Source organism: Candidatus Nebulibacter yamunensis, assembly GCF_024208055.1.
GTDB lineage: Bacteria > Pseudomonadota > Gammaproteobacteria > Francisellales > Francisellaceae > Caedibacter > Caedibacter lacustris.
Window position 1 is genome coordinate 1 of record NZ_JAMBMW010000022.1, and the last position, 22,396, is coordinate 22,396.

25 protein-coding genes and 1 tRNA gene are annotated in these 22,396 nt (G+C 35.4%); 17 read left to right on the top strand and 9 right to left on the bottom strand.

The annotated features are described in order from the left end of the window. Positions 1-563: 563 nt before the first annotated feature. Entirely contained in the window at positions 564-1,112 is a 549-nt protein-coding gene (locus M1V25_RS08755) for a GspH/FimT family protein (RefSeq protein WP_498843046.1), read from the bottom strand. Between the two features lie 41 nt (positions 1,113-1,153). Here M1V25_RS08755 and M1V25_RS08760 point away from each other — a divergent pair. The 3 genes from M1V25_RS08760 to M1V25_RS08770 all read left to right on the top strand — a co-directional run bounded on the left by M1V25_RS08760 (position 1,154) and on the right by M1V25_RS08770 (position 3,828). After that, positions 1,154-1,229: transfer RNA gene (locus tag M1V25_RS08760), tRNA-Lys, on the top strand. Positions 1,230-1,359: 130 nt separating this feature from the next. Further along, entirely contained in the window at positions 1,360-1,641 is a 282-nt protein-coding gene (locus tag M1V25_RS08765) for a superinfection immunity protein (protein WP_116964067.1), read from the top strand. Positions 1,642-1,644: 3 nt separating this feature from the next. Continuing rightward, entirely contained in the window at positions 1,645-3,828 is a 2,184-nt protein-coding gene (locus M1V25_RS08770) for a UvrD-helicase domain-containing protein (protein ID WP_498843047.1), read from the top strand. Between the two features lie 47 nt (positions 3,829-3,875). Here M1V25_RS08770 and mpl read toward each other — a convergent pair whose 3' ends face one another. Next, positions 3,876-5,249, bottom strand: coding sequence for a UDP-N-acetylmuramate:L-alanyl-gamma-D-glutamyl-meso-diaminopimelate ligase (gene mpl, locus M1V25_RS08775; protein WP_116964069.1), 1,374 nt, complete (start codon positions 5,247-5,249; stop codon positions 3,876-3,878). A 14-nt stretch (positions 5,250-5,263) separates the two neighbouring features. Then, entirely contained in the window at positions 5,264-6,682 is a 1,419-nt protein-coding gene (hldE, locus tag M1V25_RS08780) for a bifunctional D-glycero-beta-D-manno-heptose-7-phosphate kinase/D-glycero-beta-D-manno-heptose 1-phosphate adenylyltransferase HldE (RefSeq protein WP_498843048.1), read from the bottom strand. Positions 6,683-6,769: 87 nt separating this feature from the next. Here hldE and M1V25_RS08785 point away from each other — a divergent pair, with 87 nt between their 5' ends. Further along, positions 6,770-7,492, top strand: coding sequence for a UDP-2,3-diacylglucosamine diphosphatase (locus M1V25_RS08785; RefSeq protein ID WP_116964071.1), 723 nt, complete (start codon positions 6,770-6,772; stop codon positions 7,490-7,492). 165 nt (positions 7,493-7,657) lie between these two features. Here the strand turns inward: M1V25_RS08785 and fmt are convergent, their stop codons facing one another. Genes fmt through M1V25_RS08800 form a run of 3 tightly spaced genes read right to left on the bottom strand, consistent with a single transcriptional unit; the run spans position 7,658 to position 10,132 of the window. Further along, positions 7,658-8,617, bottom strand: coding sequence for a methionyl-tRNA formyltransferase (gene fmt / locus M1V25_RS08790; protein ID WP_116964072.1), 960 nt, complete (start codon positions 8,615-8,617; stop codon positions 7,658-7,660). Positions 8,618-8,619: 2 nt separating this feature from the next. Further along, a complete protein-coding gene (gene fvfA / locus M1V25_RS08795; protein ID WP_116964073.1) occupies positions 8,620-9,078 on the bottom strand; it encodes a Francisella virulence factor A in 459 nt (152 codons plus the stop codon). Positions 9,079-9,115: 37 nt separating this feature from the next. Next, positions 9,116-10,132, bottom strand: a complete 1,017-nt coding sequence (locus M1V25_RS08800; RefSeq protein ID WP_157966615.1) for a FecCD family ABC transporter permease — start codon at positions 10,130-10,132, stop codon at positions 9,116-9,118. 128 nt (positions 10,133-10,260) lie between these two features. Between M1V25_RS08800 and minC the strand changes: the two genes are divergently transcribed. From minC to M1V25_RS08850, 10 genes are read left to right on the top strand one after another with little or no spacing between them, the layout of a single operon-like run. After that, complete coding sequence (minC, locus tag M1V25_RS08805; RefSeq protein WP_116964075.1) at positions 10,261-10,944, top strand: septum site-determining protein MinC; 684 nt, start codon at positions 10,261-10,263, stop codon at positions 10,942-10,944. A 50-nt stretch (positions 10,945-10,994) separates the two neighbouring features. After that, positions 10,995-11,858 carry a septum site-determining protein MinD gene (gene minD / locus M1V25_RS08810; RefSeq protein ID WP_476702589.1) on the top strand — a complete coding sequence of 288 codons (864 nt, stop codon included), beginning with the start codon at positions 10,995-10,997 and terminating at the stop codon, positions 11,856-11,858. Between the two features lies 1 nt (position 11,859). After that, on the top strand, positions 11,860-12,159 hold the full coding sequence (gene minE, locus M1V25_RS08815) for a cell division topological specificity factor MinE (protein WP_116964076.1): 300 nt from the start codon (positions 11,860-11,862) through the stop codon (positions 12,157-12,159). Then, on the top strand, positions 12,159-12,959 hold the full coding sequence (locus tag M1V25_RS08820; protein ID WP_116964077.1) for an ABC transporter ATP-binding protein: 801 nt from the start codon (positions 12,159-12,161) through the stop codon (positions 12,957-12,959). Before minE ends, M1V25_RS08820 begins: the two co-directional genes overlap by 1 nt. A gap of 12 nt (positions 12,960-12,971) precedes the next feature. Then, a complete protein-coding gene (gene mlaE / locus M1V25_RS08825) occupies positions 12,972-13,742 on the top strand; it encodes a lipid asymmetry maintenance ABC transporter permease subunit MlaE (protein WP_116964078.1) in 771 nt (256 codons plus the stop codon). Between the two features lie 4 nt (positions 13,743-13,746). Continuing rightward, entirely contained in the window at positions 13,747-14,244 is a 498-nt protein-coding gene (gene mlaD, locus M1V25_RS08830; RefSeq protein WP_116964079.1) for an outer membrane lipid asymmetry maintenance protein MlaD, read from the top strand. Continuing rightward, positions 14,244-14,930 (top strand): MlaC/ttg2D family ABC transporter substrate-binding protein, encoded by a 687-nt coding sequence (locus tag M1V25_RS08835; RefSeq protein ID WP_116964080.1) that lies wholly within the window; start codon positions 14,244-14,246, stop codon positions 14,928-14,930. The genes mlaD and M1V25_RS08835 overlap by 1 nt, the downstream gene beginning before the upstream one ends. Continuing rightward, positions 14,905-15,219, top strand: coding sequence for an STAS domain-containing protein (locus tag M1V25_RS08840; RefSeq protein ID WP_116964081.1), 315 nt, complete (start codon positions 14,905-14,907; stop codon positions 15,217-15,219). Before M1V25_RS08835 ends, M1V25_RS08840 begins: the two co-directional genes overlap by 26 nt. Before the next feature lie 16 nt (positions 15,220-15,235). Then, positions 15,236-15,490, top strand: a complete 255-nt coding sequence (locus M1V25_RS08845; protein WP_116964082.1) for a BolA family protein — start codon at positions 15,236-15,238, stop codon at positions 15,488-15,490. A gap of 24 nt (positions 15,491-15,514) precedes the next feature. Further along, positions 15,515-15,949, top strand: coding sequence for an MAPEG family protein (locus M1V25_RS08850; RefSeq protein ID WP_116964083.1), 435 nt, complete (start codon positions 15,515-15,517; stop codon positions 15,947-15,949). On the opposite strand, the gene M1V25_RS08855 is transcribed toward M1V25_RS08850, so the two are convergent. Beyond that, entirely contained in the window at positions 15,946-16,272 is a 327-nt protein-coding gene (locus M1V25_RS08855) for a helix-turn-helix domain-containing protein (protein WP_116964084.1), read from the bottom strand. The two genes, M1V25_RS08850 and M1V25_RS08855, sit on opposite strands and share 4 nt — an antisense overlap. A 178-nt stretch (positions 16,273-16,450) precedes the next feature. After that, positions 16,451-17,368 carry an ROK family protein gene (locus tag M1V25_RS08860; RefSeq protein ID WP_116964085.1) on the bottom strand — a complete coding sequence of 306 codons (918 nt, stop codon included), beginning with the start codon at positions 17,366-17,368 and terminating at the stop codon, positions 16,451-16,453. 299 nt (positions 17,369-17,667) lie between these two features. On the opposite strand from M1V25_RS08860, the gene rpsA reads away from it, so the two are divergent. The 3 genes from rpsA to M1V25_RS08875 all read left to right on the top strand — a co-directional run bounded on the left by rpsA (position 17,668) and on the right by M1V25_RS08875 (position 21,025). Beyond that, on the top strand, positions 17,668-19,329 hold the full coding sequence (gene rpsA, locus M1V25_RS08865; RefSeq protein WP_116964086.1) for a 30S ribosomal protein S1: 1,662 nt from the start codon (positions 17,668-17,670) through the stop codon (positions 19,327-19,329). Between the two features lie 104 nt (positions 19,330-19,433). Next, the gene (locus M1V25_RS08870; RefSeq protein ID WP_116964087.1) at positions 19,434-19,754 is read left to right on the top strand and encodes a TusE/DsrC/DsvC family sulfur relay protein; all 321 of its coding nucleotides are present in this window, start codon (positions 19,434-19,436) and stop codon (positions 19,752-19,754) included. Beyond that, positions 19,754-21,025 (top strand): lipopolysaccharide biosynthesis protein, encoded by a 1,272-nt coding sequence (locus M1V25_RS08875; RefSeq protein WP_239986758.1) that lies wholly within the window; start codon positions 19,754-19,756, stop codon positions 21,023-21,025. Before M1V25_RS08870 ends, M1V25_RS08875 begins: the two co-directional genes overlap by 1 nt. 120 nt (positions 21,026-21,145) lie before the next feature. On the opposite strand, the gene M1V25_RS08880 is transcribed toward M1V25_RS08875, so the two are convergent. Further along, a complete protein-coding gene (locus tag M1V25_RS08880) occupies positions 21,146-22,381 on the bottom strand; it encodes a pyridoxal phosphate-dependent aminotransferase (protein WP_498843049.1) in 1,236 nt (411 codons plus the stop codon). Between the last annotated feature and the right edge of the window lie 15 nt (positions 22,382-22,396).

Below are 22,396 nucleotides of genomic sequence, written 5' to 3' on the forward strand. Positions count from 1 at the left end.
CTCAATGAAATTAAAATCTACATCCTAACTCCATCTCCATTACACTAACTACAATCCACAAAATCTATCGCTCAAAGTATTCAAGTATCTACACTTCATATCTCTTTCAAACATCCTTTAAAACCCTACTAGACATTCCTTAGCGGGTATCTGGTAATTATATGGACTCAAAAATAACTGTCAATCGCTTTTTTAACTTTTTTCTCTGTACACGATGATTTCTTTGATTTAAATAGGGCCAGAATTGGTTTTTGTAGAATTTTAAAACATAAATTTAAGTTAAAGTCATCTAAATGATGATGACTGTTTTTTGGTAGGCATTTGCAATTATATCTAAACCTTAAGCTAAAATAGCTAAATTTCAACCTGCCATGCTTTCATACTTAATGGCTTTAATTTTAACGCAATCATCCTTAAAAACTCTTTGTTTGTGCCAATCAAATATAATATTTTTTTACTAAACTATTTGCTCACATTGTGGAAATCAAGAAAAATAATGTTCAGTCAATATTTTGCAAATTTTCCTTCGTGTGTAAAGCACAGTAGCTTAACTCAGATGATGTTCAACAGTTTTGTGCAGTTGGTAAAATATTTAAATTGACCCTACCTACAAAATTAATAATTAATTCACGTGTATAACGATTTGCACCTTGATCATCAACAATACTACAATAATATAATCTCAAAGCCGTTGATGTTAGGCCATTTGGTTGAATTTCAATGCGATTTGACTTATTGCTTGAAAGATAATCGCCTGCTCCTGGTGCTTCAAGTATGGATACAATACGCGTAACAGTTGTAATTTCTCCACTTGAGCTTGTGAATAATAGTAATTTATTTGCACCCCAATTATTTGCTGGCACAGTTGTATTACAGTTTGTCCCATTTGAAGTTGGACATAAAAAAATGGACATGGATTCCGACATTGCTGTAATGCGACCCAATTCTAACGCCGCTCTAACACGATCTAAATACATTTCTGAGTGAGCCCTACCAAACGATCCAATACTCATTGGAATTGCAATAGTCACTATAATTCCAATTAAAATAATTACCACTAACCCCTCAATTAAACTAAACCCAAAATTTTTATTCTTTTTTTTATGCTTCATGTTGCAATTGGCTCCATATTCCCTATAATGTGCTTTGCTTTGGGTCGTTAGCTCAGTCGGTAGAGCAGCTGGCTTTTAACCAGTTGGTCGCAGGTTCGAATCCTGCACGACCCACCACCTTTTTCCTGCTCTTAGTGTAGCGAGTTTATTAAAATTATTCCAAAGCTAAATCAAAAATAATTTGTGATCATAAGCTTTTGTTTGATATCATCAGATTATCTTCCACAAATCAAGGAATGCTATAATTATGCACTTATTGCTTAATTTACTTTTCATCGCTGGAATTGTTATCGCAGTGTTATTCTTTTTCCCGTTATCAACAGTAGTGTTATTAGGTGTTTTAGCATTGCTTTTATATTTTTTACCTAGCTACATTGCGTTTAAAAAACAACATCCAAACAGTATAATAATTTTTGTTGTGAATTTACTATTTGGATTTACTTTCATTATTTGGATAGTGTGCTTAATTTTAGCAATTGCTTATCAACCAAACGTTACAATTATTGAAAAACATTATTACCACGCTTAAGTTATGTCAGAGTTTATCAGAAATCTTCAATCCCTAAATGCAAAACAGCGTGAAGCCGTTTTAATTGATCAAGAAAACGCCTTAATACTTGCAGGAGCAGGAAGTGGAAAAACACGTGTCCTGACACATAGAATTGCTTATTTATGTCAGGAAAAAAATATTTCACCATTAAATATTTTGGCAGTTACTTTTACCAATAAAGCCGCAAGAGAAATGAAAGAACGTATTGAAAATTTACTTGGTTTTTCTACCGTTGGTATGTGGATTGGCACATTTCACGGAATTGCTCATAGACTCTTACGTCAACATGCTTCAGAGCTTGGTTTTGACAGACGATTTAAAGTATTAGATCAAGATGACCAATTGCAAATTATAAAAAAAGTTATCCATAGTTTAAATTTAGATGAAAAGTTTTATCCGCCTAAATATCTACAAAGCTTTATTAACGGCAAAAAAGATGAAGGTATTCGTGCAATTGATTTACCTACAGAGGAGTTTAATAACGAAATTATTAAAATTTATCAAGTCTATGAAGTGCGCTTAAGAGCAAATAATGCATTAGATTTTGCAGACTTACTACTTTATGCTTATGAATTGTTTAAAGAAAATATGGTATTAAGCCAATATTATCAACGGCGTTTTCAACACATTTTAGTGGATGAGTTTCAAGACACTAATAGTGTTCAATACAAATGGCTAATGGCTTTGAAATCCGATACAAATAGCATTATGGCAGTTGGAGATGATGACCAGTCTATCTATGGTTGGCGAGGAGCTAGGATTGAAAATATCAAACACTTTATTGATGATTTGGCAAGTGTGCGCATCGTACGTCTAGAGCAGAATTATCGCTCTACTCAAATCATATTAGATGCAGCAAACGCAGTGATTGCAAATAATCCTAAACGGATGGGCAAAATGCTGTGGTCTGAGAAAGAAAAGGGAGAAAAAATTTCCGTTTATGAGGCATTTAATGAGCGTGACGAAGCTGATTACATTAGTGCTAAAATTTATGATTTATATCATACACATCACGTTTCGTTATCGGATATTTCAGTTTTGTATCGCTCAAACGCACAATCGCGTGTCCTTGAAGAAGCGCTGTTAAAAACCGGAATTGCCTATCGTATTTATGGAGGAATGCGCTTTTTTGATCGTGCGGAAATTAAAGATGCTTTGGCCTATATGCGACTAATTGCTTTGCGTGTAGATAATCTTGCATTTGAACGGGTGATTAATTTACCAGCTAGAGGCATTGGTCAAAAAACAATAGAAAGTATTCGTAAATACTCAACCGTACATGATTTGTCATTATGGCATGCAAGTTGTGAAATGATTGAGCGTAAGTTGCTTCCCACACGATCTGCTGCGTCAATTCAAAAATTTATAGATTTAATTGAAGACATGGCTGCTGTTAAAAACCTTATGAAACTTGGAGCATTAATGCGTCATGTGATAGATTTCAGTGGATTGATGCTTATGCATGAACAAAGCAAAGCCGAAAAATCACAGCAAAAATGTGAAAACCTCAAAGAGCTGGTTAATGCTGCGGCTGAGTTTATACCTCCTATAGAAGATGTGGCAGAAGAAGATCTATTGGTGGAGTTTTTAAACTTTGCTGTTTTGGAATCAGGTGAAATGCAAGCTGCAGAACATGACGATAGTGTACAAATGATGACACTACACATGGCAAAAGGATTAGAGTTTCCTTATGTATTTATTTCAGGATTAGAAGACGGCTTATTTCCATCATCACGTTCAGTTGAAGTCGTTGATAAACTAGCAGAAGAACGTAGGCTTTGTTATGTGGGAATCACGCGAGCCATGCGTCATCTAACATTAAGCTATTGTAAGATACGTCATCAATATGGTGACATGAGTTATCAGATCAAGTCGCGTTTTTTACAGGAAATTCCCAAAGAATATTTACAATATGTTCGAAATTGCAAACCAGAAAAATTGGAAAAAACAGTGGGCTTTGGCATTTCACCGTTTGATTTTGTCAAAGAGCAAAATACAGAAGCAGAATTTAAAATAGGTGAATTTATCAATCACACAAAATTTGGAATTGGGGTGATACTTAAGCTTGAAGGTGAAGGTGATAACCTTTGCTACCATGTGGACTTTAAAGCTGGAGAGGGAAAAAAGGTATTGTTGGCTAAAATGGCAAAGCTTATGAAATTATAGCCAATACCAGTTGCAAAATCAGTTGTTTTGTAAAACCATGTAACGTTTCAAAATGAATTTGAGTGAGTAACAACTACTACTGCTTTTTGCAATAAGCGTTGATGCAAATTTTCAAATCCCCCATTACTCATAATCACAAAATGCTTAAATAAAGGACTTTTATAACTTTTTTCAAAGACCTTAACGATATCTTCGATTTGGTCAAATACTAAAAAAGTCTCACTTTGATGGGATCTTGCCTGCCACTGCATGTTAGTATTTTGATAGAACCATACTTCATCAGCAAATTTTAATGCTTGAATTAGGTCTTTTTCTTGAGCACCCATTTTCATTGTATTGGATCTAGCTTCTAAAATAGCCACTACCTTTTGCGCATCTGAAGCTTTGGCTTTTAGCGCTTGTAAAGTATGTTTCACTGCTGTTGGATGATGGGCAAAATCATCATAAATAGCACAATAATGGTCTTGATAAATACATTCTAAACGTCTTTTAACACCTTTAAAGTTCGCAAAACTAGCTTGTATTTTATCAAATGAAATGTCAATACACTTTGCAACTGTATAAGCCATAAGCGCATTTTTTGCATTATGTTCACCCAACATTGACCACTTGATTAAATGACATTTATCATTATCACTCAATACAAACTCACTATAATCAGCATTAATGGGTTTAATATCTAAAATTTGATTTTTTATTGGTAATTTATTTGACCATACGCCCATCGTTAATAAATGAGCAATATTCTGATCATCCTGTGGATAGATAATGCTTGCCTTACCTGGCATCATTCTAAATAGATAATGAAATTGCCGATATATGTCATCCATGCTATTGAAAATATCCGCATGGTCAAACTCAAGGTTATTAATCGTTAGAATATCAGGATGATAATGTATGAATTTAGAGCGCTTATCAAAAAAAGTTGTGTCGTATTCATCAGCCTCTATTACAAAAATTTCAGAATCAGTTAAACGGGATGACACACCAAAATCCTGACTGATCCCACCAATTAGAAAACCAGGGTTAAGATCCGCATCATCTAATAATTTAACAATTAATGACGTGGTTGTGGTTTTGCCATGAGTACCTGACACAGCGATGACCTTTTTCGTTTTAAGAACTTCATTATAAAGCCAACTAGGTGCTGAATAATATTGCAACTCACTGTTTAATAGCGTTTCAACAATTGGCATACCACGACGCATGGTATTACCAACGATTACCTCGTCTAACTTAAGCGAAGTGATATCATAATCATAACCTTGCATAATTTGAATGCCTTGCAATTCAAGATAAGTGCTCATAGGAGGGTAAACGTTGTGATCACTACCTGTTACATGATAACCTTTTTGGCGTGCCAAGACCGCTAAGGCACCCATAAACGTCCCGCAAATTCCTAAAATATGAACATGCTTCATACTGTTATATTACCTTAAACTTTTGATGATTGAATTTTATGAATAATTGATGAACTAGAGTGATTTGGCTTAAGTGTGATGGTCTTTACTTCTCCACCTACAGCCAATACTTCTTTGGCGCCTGCTATTTCATGTATTTCATAGTCTGCGCCTTTGACTAAAATATCTGGCAGTAGCTCACTAATAATACGCTCAGGGGTATCTTCATTAAACGCCACTACCCAATCTACACAAGATAGCGCCGCCAATACTTCCATACGAAATTGTAAATTAACGACAGGGCGATTCTCACCTTTTAAACGTTTAACTGACTCATCACTATTGACAGCAACGATTAATCGATCTCCTAAAGCACGCGCTTTTTGTAAATACTCAACATGCCCTGCATGTAAGATATCAAAACAACCATTGGTCATGACTACTTTCTCACCTTGTAAGCGTACTTCACGCATAGCTTGTTTGAGCGCATCTTGAGTGATAATACCTTTATTAACAGTTGTTTGAGCATGAAGTGAATCATGAAGCTCTTGTGCGCTTAGTGTTGCTGTACCAACTTTACCAACAACCACACCTGCTGCGGCATTTGCCAAACGCATTGATGACTCAAAATCATAACCACACGATAAGCCCATCGCCATTACTGCAATAACGGTATCTCCCGCACCTGTTACATCAAAAACTTCTCGTGCCACGGTTGGAATGCTTTTGGCTGCACCACTATTAAACACAAGCGTCATACCTTCTTCACTACGAGTAATTAAAAGCCCATCAAGCTTACATCGCTTAATAAGTGCATACGCTTTTGAAATCAATTCATCCTCAGTTATACACTTTCCTACCACAGCTTCAAATTCTTTGCGATTAGGGGTGATCAATGTTGCTCCTTCATAAATGCTAAAGTCATGACCTTTAGGGTCAACTAAAACCGCCATATTTTTTCTTTTAGCAAGTTCAATTAAGGCTTTTGTATTGTATAACGTCCCTTTACCATAATCTGATAAAATCATTACATTGTATTGATCAGCAGCTTTTTCTACAGCATCTAATAACAATGTTTCATCGATTTTTGAAAATCCTTCTTCAAAGTCCAGCCTTAATAACTGTTGTTTTTGTGAAAGTATGCGTAACTTAGTAATCGTTGGCAAATGGGTTTCAATAAGATGTGTCTTAATAGATTTCTTTGTTAAAAAATCACACAAAATGCGTGCTGGTTCGTCTTTACCCACGATCGCACAAATTCCAGCCATCCCTGATAATGCTGAGATGTTGAGTGCCACATTTCCTGCTCCACCTGCTCGATCTTGAATGGTTTTTACATGGACAACTGGTACAGGCGCTTCAGGAGAAATGCGCTCAGTTGTTCCATAATAATAGCGATCAAGCATCGCATCCCCCACAACAAGCACACGTGCTTTTTGTAAATTACTTTGCATTCATCTTGTTTTTATCGTCTTCTTAATATGTTAGATGTTATACTAAATCCCATCAAAAGCACAGCCTTGTTACCGTAAAGTGCAAAGATGAATAAAGAAAATAAAAAAAATTACTATATTATTGCTGACTTGCACTTAAGTGAGGTTAGAGTGCAAGCTACTGCTCTATTTGAACGCTTTTTAGCAGATATCACAAATAAGGACAATTCCCTATATATCCTCGGAGATTTTTTTGATTATTGGATTGGAGATGATGCTATCTCACCTTTTAATCTGCATATTGCTGATCTATTGGCTCATGCACATGACAGTGGACTTCAAATTTATTTCATGTCTGGTAATCGCGATTTTTTAATTGGTCAACGTTTTGCAAAACGTGCCAAAATAACACTTGTAAGTGATCCACATGTCCTTGTACTCTCCAAAATAACTATTTTATTGATGCATGGTGATTTGCTATGTACTGATGATAAAAGCTATCAAATTTTTCGCAAAATTGTACGCAACAAACTCATCCAGTGGCTTTATCTACGATTACCACTTCGATTAAGGGAAAAACTTGCAAAAGGCATACGCATAACAAGCCACAAAAAAAACGCAAAGTATAAAGTTATTGATGTCACTGAAAAAGGCATTCAAAAATACCTTGGTAAACATAAAACTCTCATTCATGGACACACGCACTTATTCAACATTCATCATCAACAAAACTATATACGTTATGTGCTTGGTGATTGGTTTAAAAATGCAAGTTATGTTCATATTGACAGGCACTGTAACATTCACCTATTGCGTTATTTTAAAAAGTAGTTTCACTTTAAAGTGGTGGAAATCAAGGGTAATATTTTTACAATAAGTGTTAGTATTATTTTCAGGTGAATAACAAGCACAAGATGATCACGTTTTTTCCCACTATTAGACGTACGTTGGCAGATCAAAAAAATAATTAATCTATTTATTAATAAATAAAGTGACTCATAATTTTTTGCCAATAAGAAAGCCTAAATCTTTACCATTTAATATACTTGCAATTGACAACATTTTCTTTCCCGGAAATTGGAGTGAGCCAATGTTGATTACACCATTACAAGCCTGCACTTTTAAGCCAGACTTATCTACACTTAAAATAGTACCTATGGCACTACTTGCTTTTTCTTTAAACACTTGAATATCCGAAATTTTCACTTGTTCATTATCAAGCTTAATATATGCACTTGGCCAAGGGCTAAATGCACGAACTTTACAATCAATTTGTTGAACGGTGTTATTAAAGTCAATTAATCCTTCCTCTTTTGTGAGTTTACGTGCATACGTTGCATCCTCAGGCTGTTTTTGTGAGTGGAGTGTTCCACTGGCAATTTGAGAAAACACTTCATAAATCGCTGGAACTGAAAGTTTTGCTAATCGATCATGCAAGGTTTGACTATCATCTTCTTTTAAGATGGGGGTTTCAACCACATGCAAAATATCACCCGTATCTAAGCCCTCATCCATTTGCATAATCGTAATACCTGTCTTTGTATCACCTGCTTCAATTGCTCGCTGAATAGGGGCAGCTCCCCGCCATTTAGGCAGCAATGAAACGTGAATATTTATACAGCCATACTTTGGAACATCTAAAACCACCCTAGGCAGCAGTAATCCATAAGCAATAACTACCATCACATCGGCTTGTAAATTTTGCAAATCATCAATCGCTTGAGGTTCTTTATTAAATGAGATAGGTTGGAAAACAGGAATATTATGTGTTAAAGCCAGTTCTTTTACAGCTGAAGCTTGCAACTTTTTACCACGACCTTTAACACGATCTGGCTGGGTAAACACTCCAACAATATTATAGTTTTGACCAATTAAGTTATTTAGAACGGTTGCTGAGATTTCAGGCGTACCAGCAAATACAATCCGTAAATTTTTACCTTTATTTTGTGGATTCATAGTTAATGATAGGCATAAGCATAAAGGTTAGCACCATCCAAAGGTCCTGTATTGCCAGAAACCACACAATTTCCAATCACTTTGGTTACACCATGCTGTGCGGCAAGCATTTTAGCTTTTTGTACGTTTTGCTCACAAGACGATTGGATTTCTTTTTTACTTGTATAATGTGTGTCCACCCGGATAATACCAATTGGCGATTCGTTAAAGCCTGTTACAACTGGAACGGCTTTCCGTAAATTCATGCTCTCTGATGCGTAAAATTGCACGATCTTTGCATCAACTGTACTATAAATTTCCGTTGTTTGTGGCAAATATACCCCCTGCGACTCATATTGCTTTTTAGGTACAACTGCCCAAAAAAATCCAATAACGGCAATCACAATCCCTGCATAAATAATATTTTGCTGCAACCGACTCATAAAAAAATTTAAATCACGTTCATCTCTTAATTTGCGCATATCATAACATAAGATTATTAATACAATCTATTATGTTTTATACACCATTTGTCTTTAGCTCACGAATAACTAAAAAAACTAAAAATGGTGCTCCAAGTAACGCAGTGATAATACCAACTGGAATAATCATGGGATAAGCAATGCTTTGTGACAACCATTGACTGATCAACATCAAACTAGCACCACATAAAAAACTCGCTATAAGTAAGACTTTCATTTTATTGGTTGATAGCAAAAACCTTGCAATATGGGGTGCCGCTAAACCTAAAAAAGCAATTGGACCTGCAATTGATACAATACAGGCAACTAAAAAAGCTAATGTAATTACTAACCAAACGAGTAAACGCTTAACGTCTACTCCCATTAACATCGCTTCAGTCTCTCCTAAACTTAACATATCAAAAGCCTGATGATTTTTGATTGCAAAAGCAAAGAACACACAGCTAACTAAAATAAGTAACGTTAGCTGTAACCACGATACATTTAGAAAACCACCAAACTGCCATAAGGTTATTTGTTGCAAGGTTTCGGCACGGCTAAAACTCATAATAAGTGCTGTTAAAGCACTAAAAACAGCAGAAATTCCAACTCCTAGAAAAATGATAACAGTTATATTTGTTAAGCTCTTTTGAGTGAAAATTACCAACATAAATAATAATAGAACTAACATGGCACCAATAACACAAGCAGTTAGAAACAAAGCATAAGAGTAATAACTCAAACGGCTGATGTAACTTGGTAGTATAAAAAGCAGCAAGAGCCCTACAAACTGGCTACCTGATAAGATACCTAAAATACTTACATCTGCAAGTGGATTTCTTAATACCACTTGTAAAACAGCTCCACTCATCCCAAGCGCACCACCAACTATAACAGCGGCACACCAAATAATAAGCTGATATTGCCAAAATATCTCTTTTGCTAACGCTATATCAATGACCTTTGTATTAAATAACCACCAACTAAGACTTAAAGTACTAAATAGTAACGATAATAAAATCGCTAATCCCCAATTAACCCAATGTGACTTATTTTGATCAAAAGCTTGACACACCTTATTTACCCTCTCCCTAACTTTGTACAAATATCATCAATTATCTTGATAATTGGTATAAGATTCGTTATAAAATCGATACGTTTTATCATAGTGACTATTATTTTAATTTAACAAGGATAAAAACCATGCCTGCAACTTTTCAAATCAAGGGAAGTCTTTTTACGCTTAGTGTTTTGCAAATACTCAGTACCGATCTTGATGAAATTGAAAAACAGATTACGACAAAAATAAAACAGGCACCACAATTTTTTAACAATACGCCCATGGTCATTGAGCTAACTGCTTTACCACAAACTGTAAAACTTGAGTTTATTCAATCCTTAACCGACATGCTCAAAAAACACACACTTCTGCCAGTTGGATTTAGGTTGCCAGATAATACACTTAATGAAGCCCTGCAAGCATATGGCTTTCCTGTTTTTAAAGAAGGAAAAAATGTCCCTGCTCCGATTGTTTCAGCCAATAAATCCCATGTACTACAGCATAAAATCGTTGAGACAAGAATTCGATCAGGTCAGCAAGTGATCTCTCAAAACGGTGATTTAATCGTCTTATCCTCGGTGAGCCCTGGTGCTGAGTTGCTAGCTAGTGGTAATATTCACGTTTATGGTACATTACGGGGACGTGCAATTGCAGGCTTAGAAGGAAATACCAATGCGCGTATCTTTTGTCACAAATTAGAAGCAGATCTTGTTTCTATAGCAGGGCAATATAAAATATTTGAGGAACCGGTTGCGCCCCTTAATAACAATAATAATGGCTATCAAATCCAGTTAAAAGACGGTACAATCATGGTCAGCCAGATTTAGAAGATGGGTCTTCCCAAATCAAAGTGTAATTGAATCAAGGATTAAATATTGTGAGTAAAGAATCCAAACAAACGGGCATAAAAGAAACAAAAGATAAAAAGCGCGCCACTACTGTTGTTATCACCTCTGGTAAAGGTGGTGTCGGCAAAACTACAACAAGTGCAGCAATTTCATTAGGACTCGCAATGAAAGGCTTTAAAACAGTCGTAATCGACTTTGACGTTGGACTACGCAATTTAGATCTTGTTATGGGGTGTGAGCGCCGAGTAGTTTACGATTTAATTAGCCTTATCAATAAAGAATCTAATATTAATCAAACCTTGATTAAGGATAAGCGCTCAGAGAATTTATTTATATTACCTGCTTCACAAACGCGAGACAAAGATGCCTTGACTGAGTCAGGGCTGGAAGAAATCATGAATGAGTTACATGAAACATTTGATTACGTTATTTGTGATTCACCCGCAGGTATTGAAAAAGGTGCATTAATGGCTATGTACTATGCTGATAAGGCGATCGTTGTCACAAATCCAGAGGTTTCTTCAGTGCGTGACTCAGATCGAATTATTGGTGTACTTGCCAGTAAAACCAAAAAAGCCAAAGAAAAAGGGGAATCTGTTGAAGCAAAGCTTTTGATCACACGCTATGATCCTCAACGTGTAAGTCAAGGCGAAATGTTATCACTTGATGACGTTAAAGATGTGTTATCAATTCCATTACTTGGCGTAATCCCTGAGTCTAAAACTGTGCTTCAAGCTTCTAATTCTGGAGTACCTGTCACTGCTTATCAAGACAGTGAAGCAGGTCAAGCTTACTTAGATGCCATTGATCGTTTTTTGGGTCACGACAAACCACTTCGCTTTATTACTCCTGAAAAGCAAAACTTTTTAAAGCGTTTATTTGGAGGAAAATAACATGGGGTTTTTAAATTATTTCAAAAATAAGCGCGTTGAAAAAAATAGCGCACATATCGCCAAAGAGCGCCTACAAATTATTGTTGCCCACCAACGCAATGAGCTAAGTGGTAAAAGCAATAAACCCGCATTCATTACCAAACTTCAAGAGGAAATTCTGGAAGTGCTCAAAAAGTATGTTCATGTTGACCCCAAAGACATCAAAATTGAGGTCGATGATCAAGGGGATTGCTCAGTACTGGAATTAAACGTTACTATTCCTGAAGAAAGCAAACAGTTGAAACAGCAAATAAACACATAATGTCAACTCATCAAAACTACGCCGTTTCTTTTGAGCACGTTTCTTTTTATCGCGGTGATAAATGTATTTATAAGGACTTATCGTGCACGATTCCAAAAGGTAAAATTACGGCTATACTTGGTCCATCTGGTACAGGAAAAACAACACTTTTACATCTTATTGGACGATTAATAAAAGCCAATAGCGGTAACATCCAAGTTTTAAATCAAACTGTAAAAACCCTTAATAAAAAAGAACTGCTAGCGCTTCGTAAAAAAATGGGCGTTTTATTCCAATCAGGTGCTTTATTCACTCAGTTATCAGTTTTCGATAATGTGGCCTTCCCATTAAGACAAAACAGCAATTTAAGTGAAGATTTAATTCATAATCTAGTGCTTATGAAACTACAATCTGTTGGGTTAAGAGGAACAATTGATATGATGCCAAGCGAATTATCAGGCGGCATGGCAAGACGAGTGGCACTGGCACGCGCTATTGCACTTGATCCTGAGCTTATGTTATATGATGAACCATTTACTGGTCAGGATCCCATTTCCCTTAAGGTCATCCTCAGACTTATTAAAAGGTTAAATGATGCGCTTCGTATGACATCGGTCATTGTCTCACACGATATTGATGAAGTCATGAGTATTGCTGATCATGTTATTATTGTTGCTAATCAGAAAGTTGCAATCGAAGGTTCGTCATTATCTATTCGTAATAGTAATGATCGTTTTGTATCACAATTCTTAACGGGTAACATCAATGGCCCTGTTGCCTTTGATTATCCTGCACCTGACTTCCTTGCAACGTTAAAATGATGGGAAAAAACTATGCTTAAACTCATCCAAGCACTTGGTCGAACGTCTTTAAATATAACAGCAAAAATTGGGCAATCAATTTTACTTACAATTGAAATAATTTGTGGACGCAGCAATATTCGTAACATCATCACGCAAACTTATTACGTTGGTGTAAGCTCTGTTTTAATTATCCTGGTTTCTGCCTTGTTTATCGGTTTTGTTTTAGGACTACAAGGTTTTTATACATTAGCAAAATTCAGTGCTGAATCTGCATTAGGTCCTATGGTTGCACTAAGTATTATTCGTGAGCTTGGTCCTGTCGTTACCGCCCTTTTATTTGCAGGACGCGCAGGTAGTGCATTGACATCTGAGGTTGGACTTATGAAAGCAACTGAACAATTAGCCAGTTTAAATATGATGGGTGTTGATCCTGTGCGTTTTGTGTTAACACCTAGATTTTGGGCATGTGTGATTAGTGTGCCCATTTTAAATCTATTTTTTTGTACAATCTCAATTTGGGGTGGCTACTTAATTGGTGTAAAACTACTTGGGCTTTTCAGTGGCACTTTTTGGAGCAATATGCAAGCATCTGTTTTATTTTACGATGATGTCTTAAATGGTATTGCAAAAAGTATTGTTTTTGGAGTCGCCATTGCAATTGTCTCACTTTATCAAGGCTATGCTTGTCATGCCAATTCAGCTGGTATCGCTAAAGCTACGACAAAAACTGTTGTCTATTCCTCCTTAACGGTCTTAGGATTAGACTTTTTAATGACTGTTCTTATGTTCAAAGGAGTTTAACAAGATGTATAAAAAATCATACGAACTACTGGTTGGTATTTTTGTGCTGTGCGGCATCATCACGCTTGTATTTATGGCGCTCAAAGTCAGTGGTTTATCTTTGACAGAACTTAATAAGAATGTTTATAGAATTAATGCTCAGTTTCAAAATATAGGCAGTTTAAGGTCAGGTGCTGCTGTACGGATTGCTGGAGTCGAAATTGGCAAAGTCGAATCAATTAGCCTTAAACCTAGCTATAGCGGATTTATCGCCAATGTAATACTAAGCATTAATAAACAACACAATCAAATTCCAAGTAGTTATTCTGCTTCAATTGATACCAGTGGGATATTAGGTGAGAGTTTTATTTCACTCCAACCTTCTCAGCTTGATTTACCAGATTTTTATGAAAGTAAATATCTACAAAACGGTAGCACAATAGAATTGTCTAATACTTCATCAGCCATTAATCTAAACTCATTGATTAACACCTTTATTTCAGCTTCAGGAGATAAAAAATAATGTTTAAAAAAAATATTTTTTTACTGTGCAGTACAATACTATTAATACACATTCATCCTAGCTTTGCCAATCATATACCCTCAACAAATTCACAAGTAAATCAAATTCAAAATCCCGTTGACCTCCTTCAAAACTCGATTGTCAGCACTCAAAAAATTTTGATTGACTCAAAGAACACACTAAGCCAAGATCCCGAAGCGCTAATCAAACTAATTGACAATAAGATCATACCATTGTTAGCCATAGATGTGATTGCGCAGCTTTTAATTGGACGCGAACGCTGGCAATCTGCAAGCAAAGAAGAGCAGCAACAATTTATCACTAAAATTACTCAAATGCTCGCTTATTCTTATGCTGAAAATATCGCTCAAGCTGAAAATTATGACATTCAAATTCTTCCATTTAGCAATGACTCTTGGCAAGGGCAACGCCTAATCATTGTAACAGGTAAAATTATTAATTTGCAAAATCATGCCTCATCTGATTTATTAATTAAGTTGTTAAAGGTTAGCAATAAATCAAATAAAGAAGAAGATATACCTCAATGGAAGATCTACGACCTATCCGTAGCAGGTGTCAGTATATTGGATAACTTTAGAGCACAATTTAAAGACCACAAAAATTTAAAAGATATTAACTTAGCAATAGAGAAAAAGAATAATGAGCTTATTGATAAAAAGTCCTGATAGTTGGCAACTATCAGGAATTCTAACTGTGACTAATGTTAGTGAAATTGAAAAAAAAATTACGTGCACTTTTAAGAACTTTGTTTCCAATGTATTGATTATTGATCTAGCTAATATCACCCAGATTGACAGTGCAGGTATCGCATTACTTTTAAAAATTATCCATCTTTGTCGCAAAAAAAACATTAAACTTCTATTTAAGAATTTTATGCTTGAAAATGCACAATCACTCATTAAAGTCCATAATTTGGATAAATTATTCCAACCTTTTTTAGCACAACCTATATAAATTCAAGAGAGGCTTTATGACTACCAATGAACTCAAAACATGTATCGAACAAAAACTTGGTCACAATACAATCGCAATCGTTGAAAGCGATGATAATGTCCATTTCAGTGCTACTATTATTAGCGAATTATTTAATACTGTATTAAGCAAAGTCAAACAGCAACAGATTGTTTATACTGCAATAGATCAATATATCAAATCAGGTGAATTGCATGCTATTGCTATGAAAACCTACACTCCAGAAAAATGGGCGCAAGCACAAAACACTTAATTTAAACTAATTTGGAGCCAATCTATGTCAAAAGTTACGTGGTCTATTCCAGTTATTGTCATGATGATCTTCACGATCATCAGCGTGCTCATTACCATATTTAGCAGAGTACAAGCATTACGCAAAAATCAAATTCCCATGAATGATTTTCGGACAATGGACTTTTGCAAAAAAGAAAATCCGTGGCTTGAAATTACATCCAGACACTTAGATAATCTATTTCAAATGCCTATTCTGTTTTACATTTGCTTTATTATTATCATGACTAACGCTGAGCTTATGCAAATTACTTACTTTCTTGTGTTAGGGTGGTTATTTGTTTCCTTTCGGATTATCAACTCAATCATCCATCTGACTATTAACGACTTAAGTCTCAGATTGTTTTCGTTTTTGTTATCACTAGCATTCTTATTCACCATGATTGTAATGCTGTTTATTGAGTTATTAAAAACAAATTAATTTCTAGTATCAATTTTAAAATATTGATGGTCAATTGACCACGAACGATACAATACATTATAAGTATTAACTGATACTGCATTTAAACTCGATTGGTATAAAGTCTCATAGGCTTTGGCTGAACTTATTTCAGTAGGTCCTAATAATTCAATGTTGTATTTTCGGCACCACTTTCTGACTGTTGTACTTTTAAAGCCAAAACGACCTGCTACATCTTCATAGCTTAAACCCTCTGCTGAATAATCTCTTAACACATCTTCTGCTGAGCGACCATATTTTCTAGATAAAATAATCTCAAAACTTTGTGAATATTGATTTGCCATAGCGTTAATTCTCCTACTTCCTTCATAAACATCATATCCATCAATTTGATTCAAAACTAACTTAATAATTTCTTGGATGTTTAAAATTCACTATCGTAATCTAACTTTGCGTTAATTTAACTTTAATCTTTTATAAATATCTAAAGCCCTGCCATTCGTCAAGCACTTCCGTTTTTTCTTAGCAATTTAATTGATTTTTGTTCAATAAACACACAATTCCAATAATGCCTGACTTATTACCAAATCTCGCTGGTAAGATTTTAGTTTGTCGATATATATCTAAAACATATGACTGAAAACTCACTTCAACTCTCTTAATCAAAGCTTTATCCTCAGAAATTGCACCACCAATAATAATGGCTTGTGGAGCTAACACATGTGTTAATGATGCAAGCCCAGGAACAAGCTGATTAAGATAGGCATTCAAGGTTTTTTCAGCCAGATCGTCTGCTTTTGCAAGTTGTTGTTTAAACATAAGGTAAGTTGCTTTATCATTATGTACCGCATCGCAATATAATTTTAGTAATGCTTTTGCAGAAGCATATGACTCCCAGGCACCTTTAATCAAACTATTTTTATTTTCTTCATTAAGTTTTGTAATAATATAACCTACCTCACCTGCTGCATTATTTTGTCCACGATATAACTGCCCATTTAGTATAAGCGCTCCACCAATGCTCGTTCCCAATGTAATAAATATGTAATCTTTAAAGCCATTCTTTCCAAAAGCAAGCTCACTTAATGCAGCAGCTTTAACATCATTTTCCATCACAACAGGTAAATGTGTAAGCGCCGTTAAAGCTGATACTAAAGGATAATTAACAAGAGACTTGACATAATTCGAACCATAACTAATACAACCACGTTTCATATCAACAACACCATGTGTGGAAATCCCTATTCCCTTTATTGAATAATTTGCTTTTTGCATATTGTATATTTCAACAAATCGGGAAATAAGTGACTCTGGTGAGTGTATTTCTCCAGTTTGATATTGGTCAAAGTATAAAACTCTACCGTTATTGGTTATGATACCATATTTGGTATAACTTCCCCCTAAGTCGAAACATAAATAGCACAGTTTTTTTGATTCCATAATTTCCTTTAATTTTCTTTCAAAGAATATGTAATATCATGCGTGTCATATTGACTAAAGTACATTGCACCCGCAATAGATTCTTCCCTTAATTTAACATAAAAATGCTACTCCTTGTTAAGGATAATCATTTTAAAACATCATCTTTTTACATAAAACAAAAACAACAACATTGAAAATTTAGTCCTAATCCATTAGAATCTGTCCACCTTTTTGGCTGGGTTTATGCAAATTACCAGTGAATGCGTAAATTCAATGTATAACTAACCACTGGCTTAAGACATATTTGGAAATAAACCATGACTGAAAATTTTAAAGACCTCTTTGAAGCCTCACTAAAAGAAACTGAAATGCGTGTTGGTAAGATTATTAAAGCAACCGTTGTTGCGATTGATCGCGAGTTTGCATGGATTGACGCCGGCTTAAAATCTGAATCAATCGTGTCTCTTGATCAATTCAAAAGCGATCAAGGTGAAATTGAAGTTCAAATAGGGGATAAAATAGACGTAGTGCTTGATGCACTTGATAATAGCTTCGGTGAAACTCGTCTATCACGCGAAAAAGCAAAACGAATCGAAGTGTGGAATGACCTTGAGAAAGCCTGTGATGAACAAGAAACTATCCTTGGTCGCATTACCAATCATGTCCGTGGTGGCTATACTGTTGAAGTTAAAGGTTTGCGCGCATTCTTACCAGGTTCTTTGGTAGATGTTCGTCCACTTCGTGATACTTCTCACTTAGAAGATAGAGAAATTGAACTTAAAATTGTCAAACTTGATACTAAACGTAACAACATTGTTGTTTCACGTCGCGCTGTTATCGAAGCTGAAACCCAAGAAGACCGCAATGCACTATTTGAAAAATTAAGTGAAGGCGCTGTTGTTAAAGGTGTAGTTAAAAACATCACAGACTTTGGTGCATTTATTGATCTTGGCGGTGTAGATGGTTTATTACACATTACTGATATGTCTTGGAGTCGCATTAAACACCCAAGTGATATGCTTAAATTAGGTGATGAAATTGATGTCAAGATCATTAAATTTGACAATGATAAAGGTCGTATTTCCCTAGGCATTAAACAATTAGGTGAAGATCCTTGGGCCAGTGTTGCTGAAGAGCTTGCTGTTGGGACCAAACTTATGGGTAAAATCACTAACATCACTGATTATGGTTGCTTTGTTAAGCTTAAAGAAGGTATTGAGGGCTTGGTGCATACTTCAGAAATGGATTGGACAAACAAAAATGCTAACCCTCACAAGATTATCTCTTTAGGTCAAGAAGTTGAAGTTATGGTCCTTGAAGTAGATGCTTCTCGTCATCGTATTTCACTTGGTATGAAGCAATGTATCATCAACCCATGGCAAGCCTTTGCCAATGCTCACAAACCAGGTGACAAAGTCAAAGGTAAGATCCGTTCCATCACTGATTTTGGTATTTTTATTGGTTTAGATGGTAATATCGATGGGCTTGTTCATATTTCTGACGTTGCATGGAATAAACCAGAAGATACCGTAAAACAGTTTAAAAAGGGAGAAGAAATCGAAGCTGTTATGCTGTCTGTAGATATTGAGCGTGAGCGCATTGCTTTAGGTATTAAGCAGCTTTCTGAGGATCCATTTACTCAATACACAACTGCTAATGACAAAGGCGTAAAAGTAACTGGTAAGGTAACATCTGTTCAACAAAATGGTGCTACTGTTGAATTAGCACCTGAAATTGAAGGTTTTATCCGTGTCGCTGATATTTCTCGTAATCATGTGGAAGATGCACGTCATGAACTTAAAGTAGGTCAAGAAGTTGAGGCGCGTATTAGCAATATTGATACTAAACGTCGTAGCATTAACCTTTCAATCAAAGGCTTAGATGAAGACATCGAAAAAGCAGCAAAGTTAAACTATAAAGCTGAACAAATGACTCCAACTACAATTGGAGATCTAATTAAAGAAAAGTTAAATAAATAAACTTTAACTCAAAGCAGCCTTAAGGCTGCTTTTTTGTTTTCACAAGCAAACAACACGAATAACCTTATGAAAATTAAGCACCCATTTCAATATATACTTTAACCATGTCAAATTTTCATATGCTTTTAGATGATAATGGCTTTTTAAAAAATTATACACAATGGTCTATTGAGCTTGCGGAATACTTTGCAAAACAAGAAGACATTTTATTAACACCATCACATTGGAAAGTTATTTATTTTCTACGTGACTACTATCAATGTCATCAAAACTCACCTGCCATCCGTTTACTGGTAAAATCACTTAAAGAAAAACATGGGTCTGAAATTGGCAATAGCCTTTATCTGCAATCACTCTTTCCAATTTCACCTGCAGTCCAATCTGCTAGAATTGCAGGATTACCTAAGCCTAAAAGGTGTATTTAATGAGTATAAGGATACGTACTAAAAACCTTTTACATAATGAAATCCTAATTAAATCAATCGGCACAATGTTTATTCAAGGATTAGGACAGCTTACTGCTTTTGGTTCAGCCATTTTACTTGCTCACTACTTTGCTGTTGCTGAATATGGTCAATATATGTTTGGAGTGACCATTGCAACCATCTTAGCTGTTATTGCAACACTTGGTGCTGATGGTATTTTAGCACGCAGTTGGGGTTGGTCTGAGAAAACAGGTAAAACACGTAATATAGAAGTCTTTCATTTACATAACTGGTTTTGGCGCCGTGGTATTGTTATTTTAATAATTACATTTGTGGGCTGCTTTAGCTATATTTATCTATTTAATCTCAATGCGAACTTTATTGAAGTATTTGCTTTTTTATTTGCCTTACCCTTTTTTATTGCTAACCTATTACAATCTTTTTATATTGCCAATAAAAAAGTAATTTATGCTAATTTGATTCAGCTCTTTATGCGTCTGATTATGCTAGCCATTATTGGAGTCTTTATCATAATGCGCATTCAACAAACTACCTTTCTTGTTAGTATCATGTTTAGTGCAACTGCATTATATATGCTGCTGTTATGGTCTAAAATTAGCCTAAATTATGGTTTTCAATCACTCAAACCACGGGGCAGTAACCTCTCTTTCATGCTATTGAAATGGGGTAACCTGCTATTAAGCCAAATTGGTATTGTATTACTTAAGTTTTTTTCATCCAATGAGAATATCGCTTATTATGCAGTTGCGCTACAGCTAGGTGCACTTGTAGTTTTTGTATTAAATGCCGTTAGCTCCAACATCACTGCACAAGTTGCAAATGACTATAAAACACTTGATCATAAAACGTTCCAAAGCAAAATTACAGATTACACACATATTATTTTTAGTTTGTCAGCAATTGGAATGGTGTTACTGATTACTTGCGGTTATTGGATTACTATGCTCTATGGCACAAATTATAGCAAAGCCTATTATATTTTCTGTGTTCTCATGGTTGGGCAAGTGGTTAATGTTTTATGTGGCAGCGTTTTTACCATTCTCAATATGGCAGGACATGAAAAGACAACCTGTACTGTTTTTTACATTGCACTTAGTATTAATATCCTATTAGGTATTATTCTAACTCCAAGCCTTGATGCTTATGGAGTTGCAATTGCTTCTGCTGTTGCTATGATTTTTTGGAACATTGTACTCGTATATGTAGTTATGACAAAACTTAAAATCAATCCAACGATTTTTAGGCGATAATCCTAAATCACTATTTTATTCTATACGAGCACAATCTTAATTATCAGCCTAAATAGATCGTACTAAATCAAAAATCAACTACCTATTTGAGCGGGTAATGGTTGATTAGTTTTCACTGAACTAAATGATTTTCGTACTTTCAGTACTTTTAGCACTTGTGTTAGTAAAAGCAGCTAAGCGCCAAATAGCCTCACCTAATACACTTATTTCATCTGCACAACTTAACCTTATATAACCTTCGGCACCAAAGGCAGATCCAGGCATTACAGCCAAATGCTTGCTTTCTAACAAATGCAAGCAAAAATCCATATCACTTTCAAAACCCATTCGCTCTATAATAGGCTGAACATAAGGAAAAAGATAAAATGTACTTTGTGGTAACAGACAGCTGACTCCCTTTATTTTTATTAACTCTTGATAACAAAAATCAACACGTTTTTGATAGATGTCTAACTGCGTTAATAATCCATTTCTAGGTAAAGCCAGTGCTTGAATTGCCGCATATTGTGAAATCGAACATGCACACGACATCGATTGCGATTGATAACGCTTAAGCATAGTAATCATATCCTGTGGCGCAATGATATAGCCAATGCGCCAACCTGCCATCGCATAACTTTTGGACACACCATTAACAATTGCATAACGTGATTTTAACTCGGGAGCAACTTCAATTAACATTTGAGGGCGCACACTCCAATATAGCATATCATAAATATCATCACTCAAGACCCATACATCAGGATAATCCTTTAATACAGAAGCAATCATTTCTAACGTTTCTTTGCTATAAGTAGCACCTGTTGGATTATGTGGAGTATTTAAGATAAAGATGCGTGTGCGCGGACTAAGCTTAGCTTCCAACTGTTCTTTTTGCGGTTGGAAATAATTATGATGTGTGGTTTCAACACAAACAGGTACACCATGAGCAAGTTTAATCATATCAGGATAAGATGTCCAAAATGGTGAAAAGAAAATAACCTCATCACCTGGATTTAAAATGCAATTAAATAGATTGTATAAACTGTGTTTAGCTCCAGTTGTAACACAGACTTCTTGATTTAAAAATGTCAAATCATAGTCACGTTGATAACGTTGAATAATGGCGTATTTAAGCTCCACTATGCCGTCAACAGGTGTATATTGTGTTAAATTACGATCAATTGCCATCTTAGCTGCTTCTTTCACTTTTTGTGGTGAGTTAAAGCCAGGCTCTCCCACGGCTAACGAAATAACATCTGTATGACCTGCTTTTACTAAGTCTCCAGCTCGAGCTGCCATTTCTGCTGCTTTTGACCCTTCTACATTTAGCACGCGCTTGCTAAATCGATTCTTTTGATTTGTTGTTACACTCATTTTTCCTCCTATACG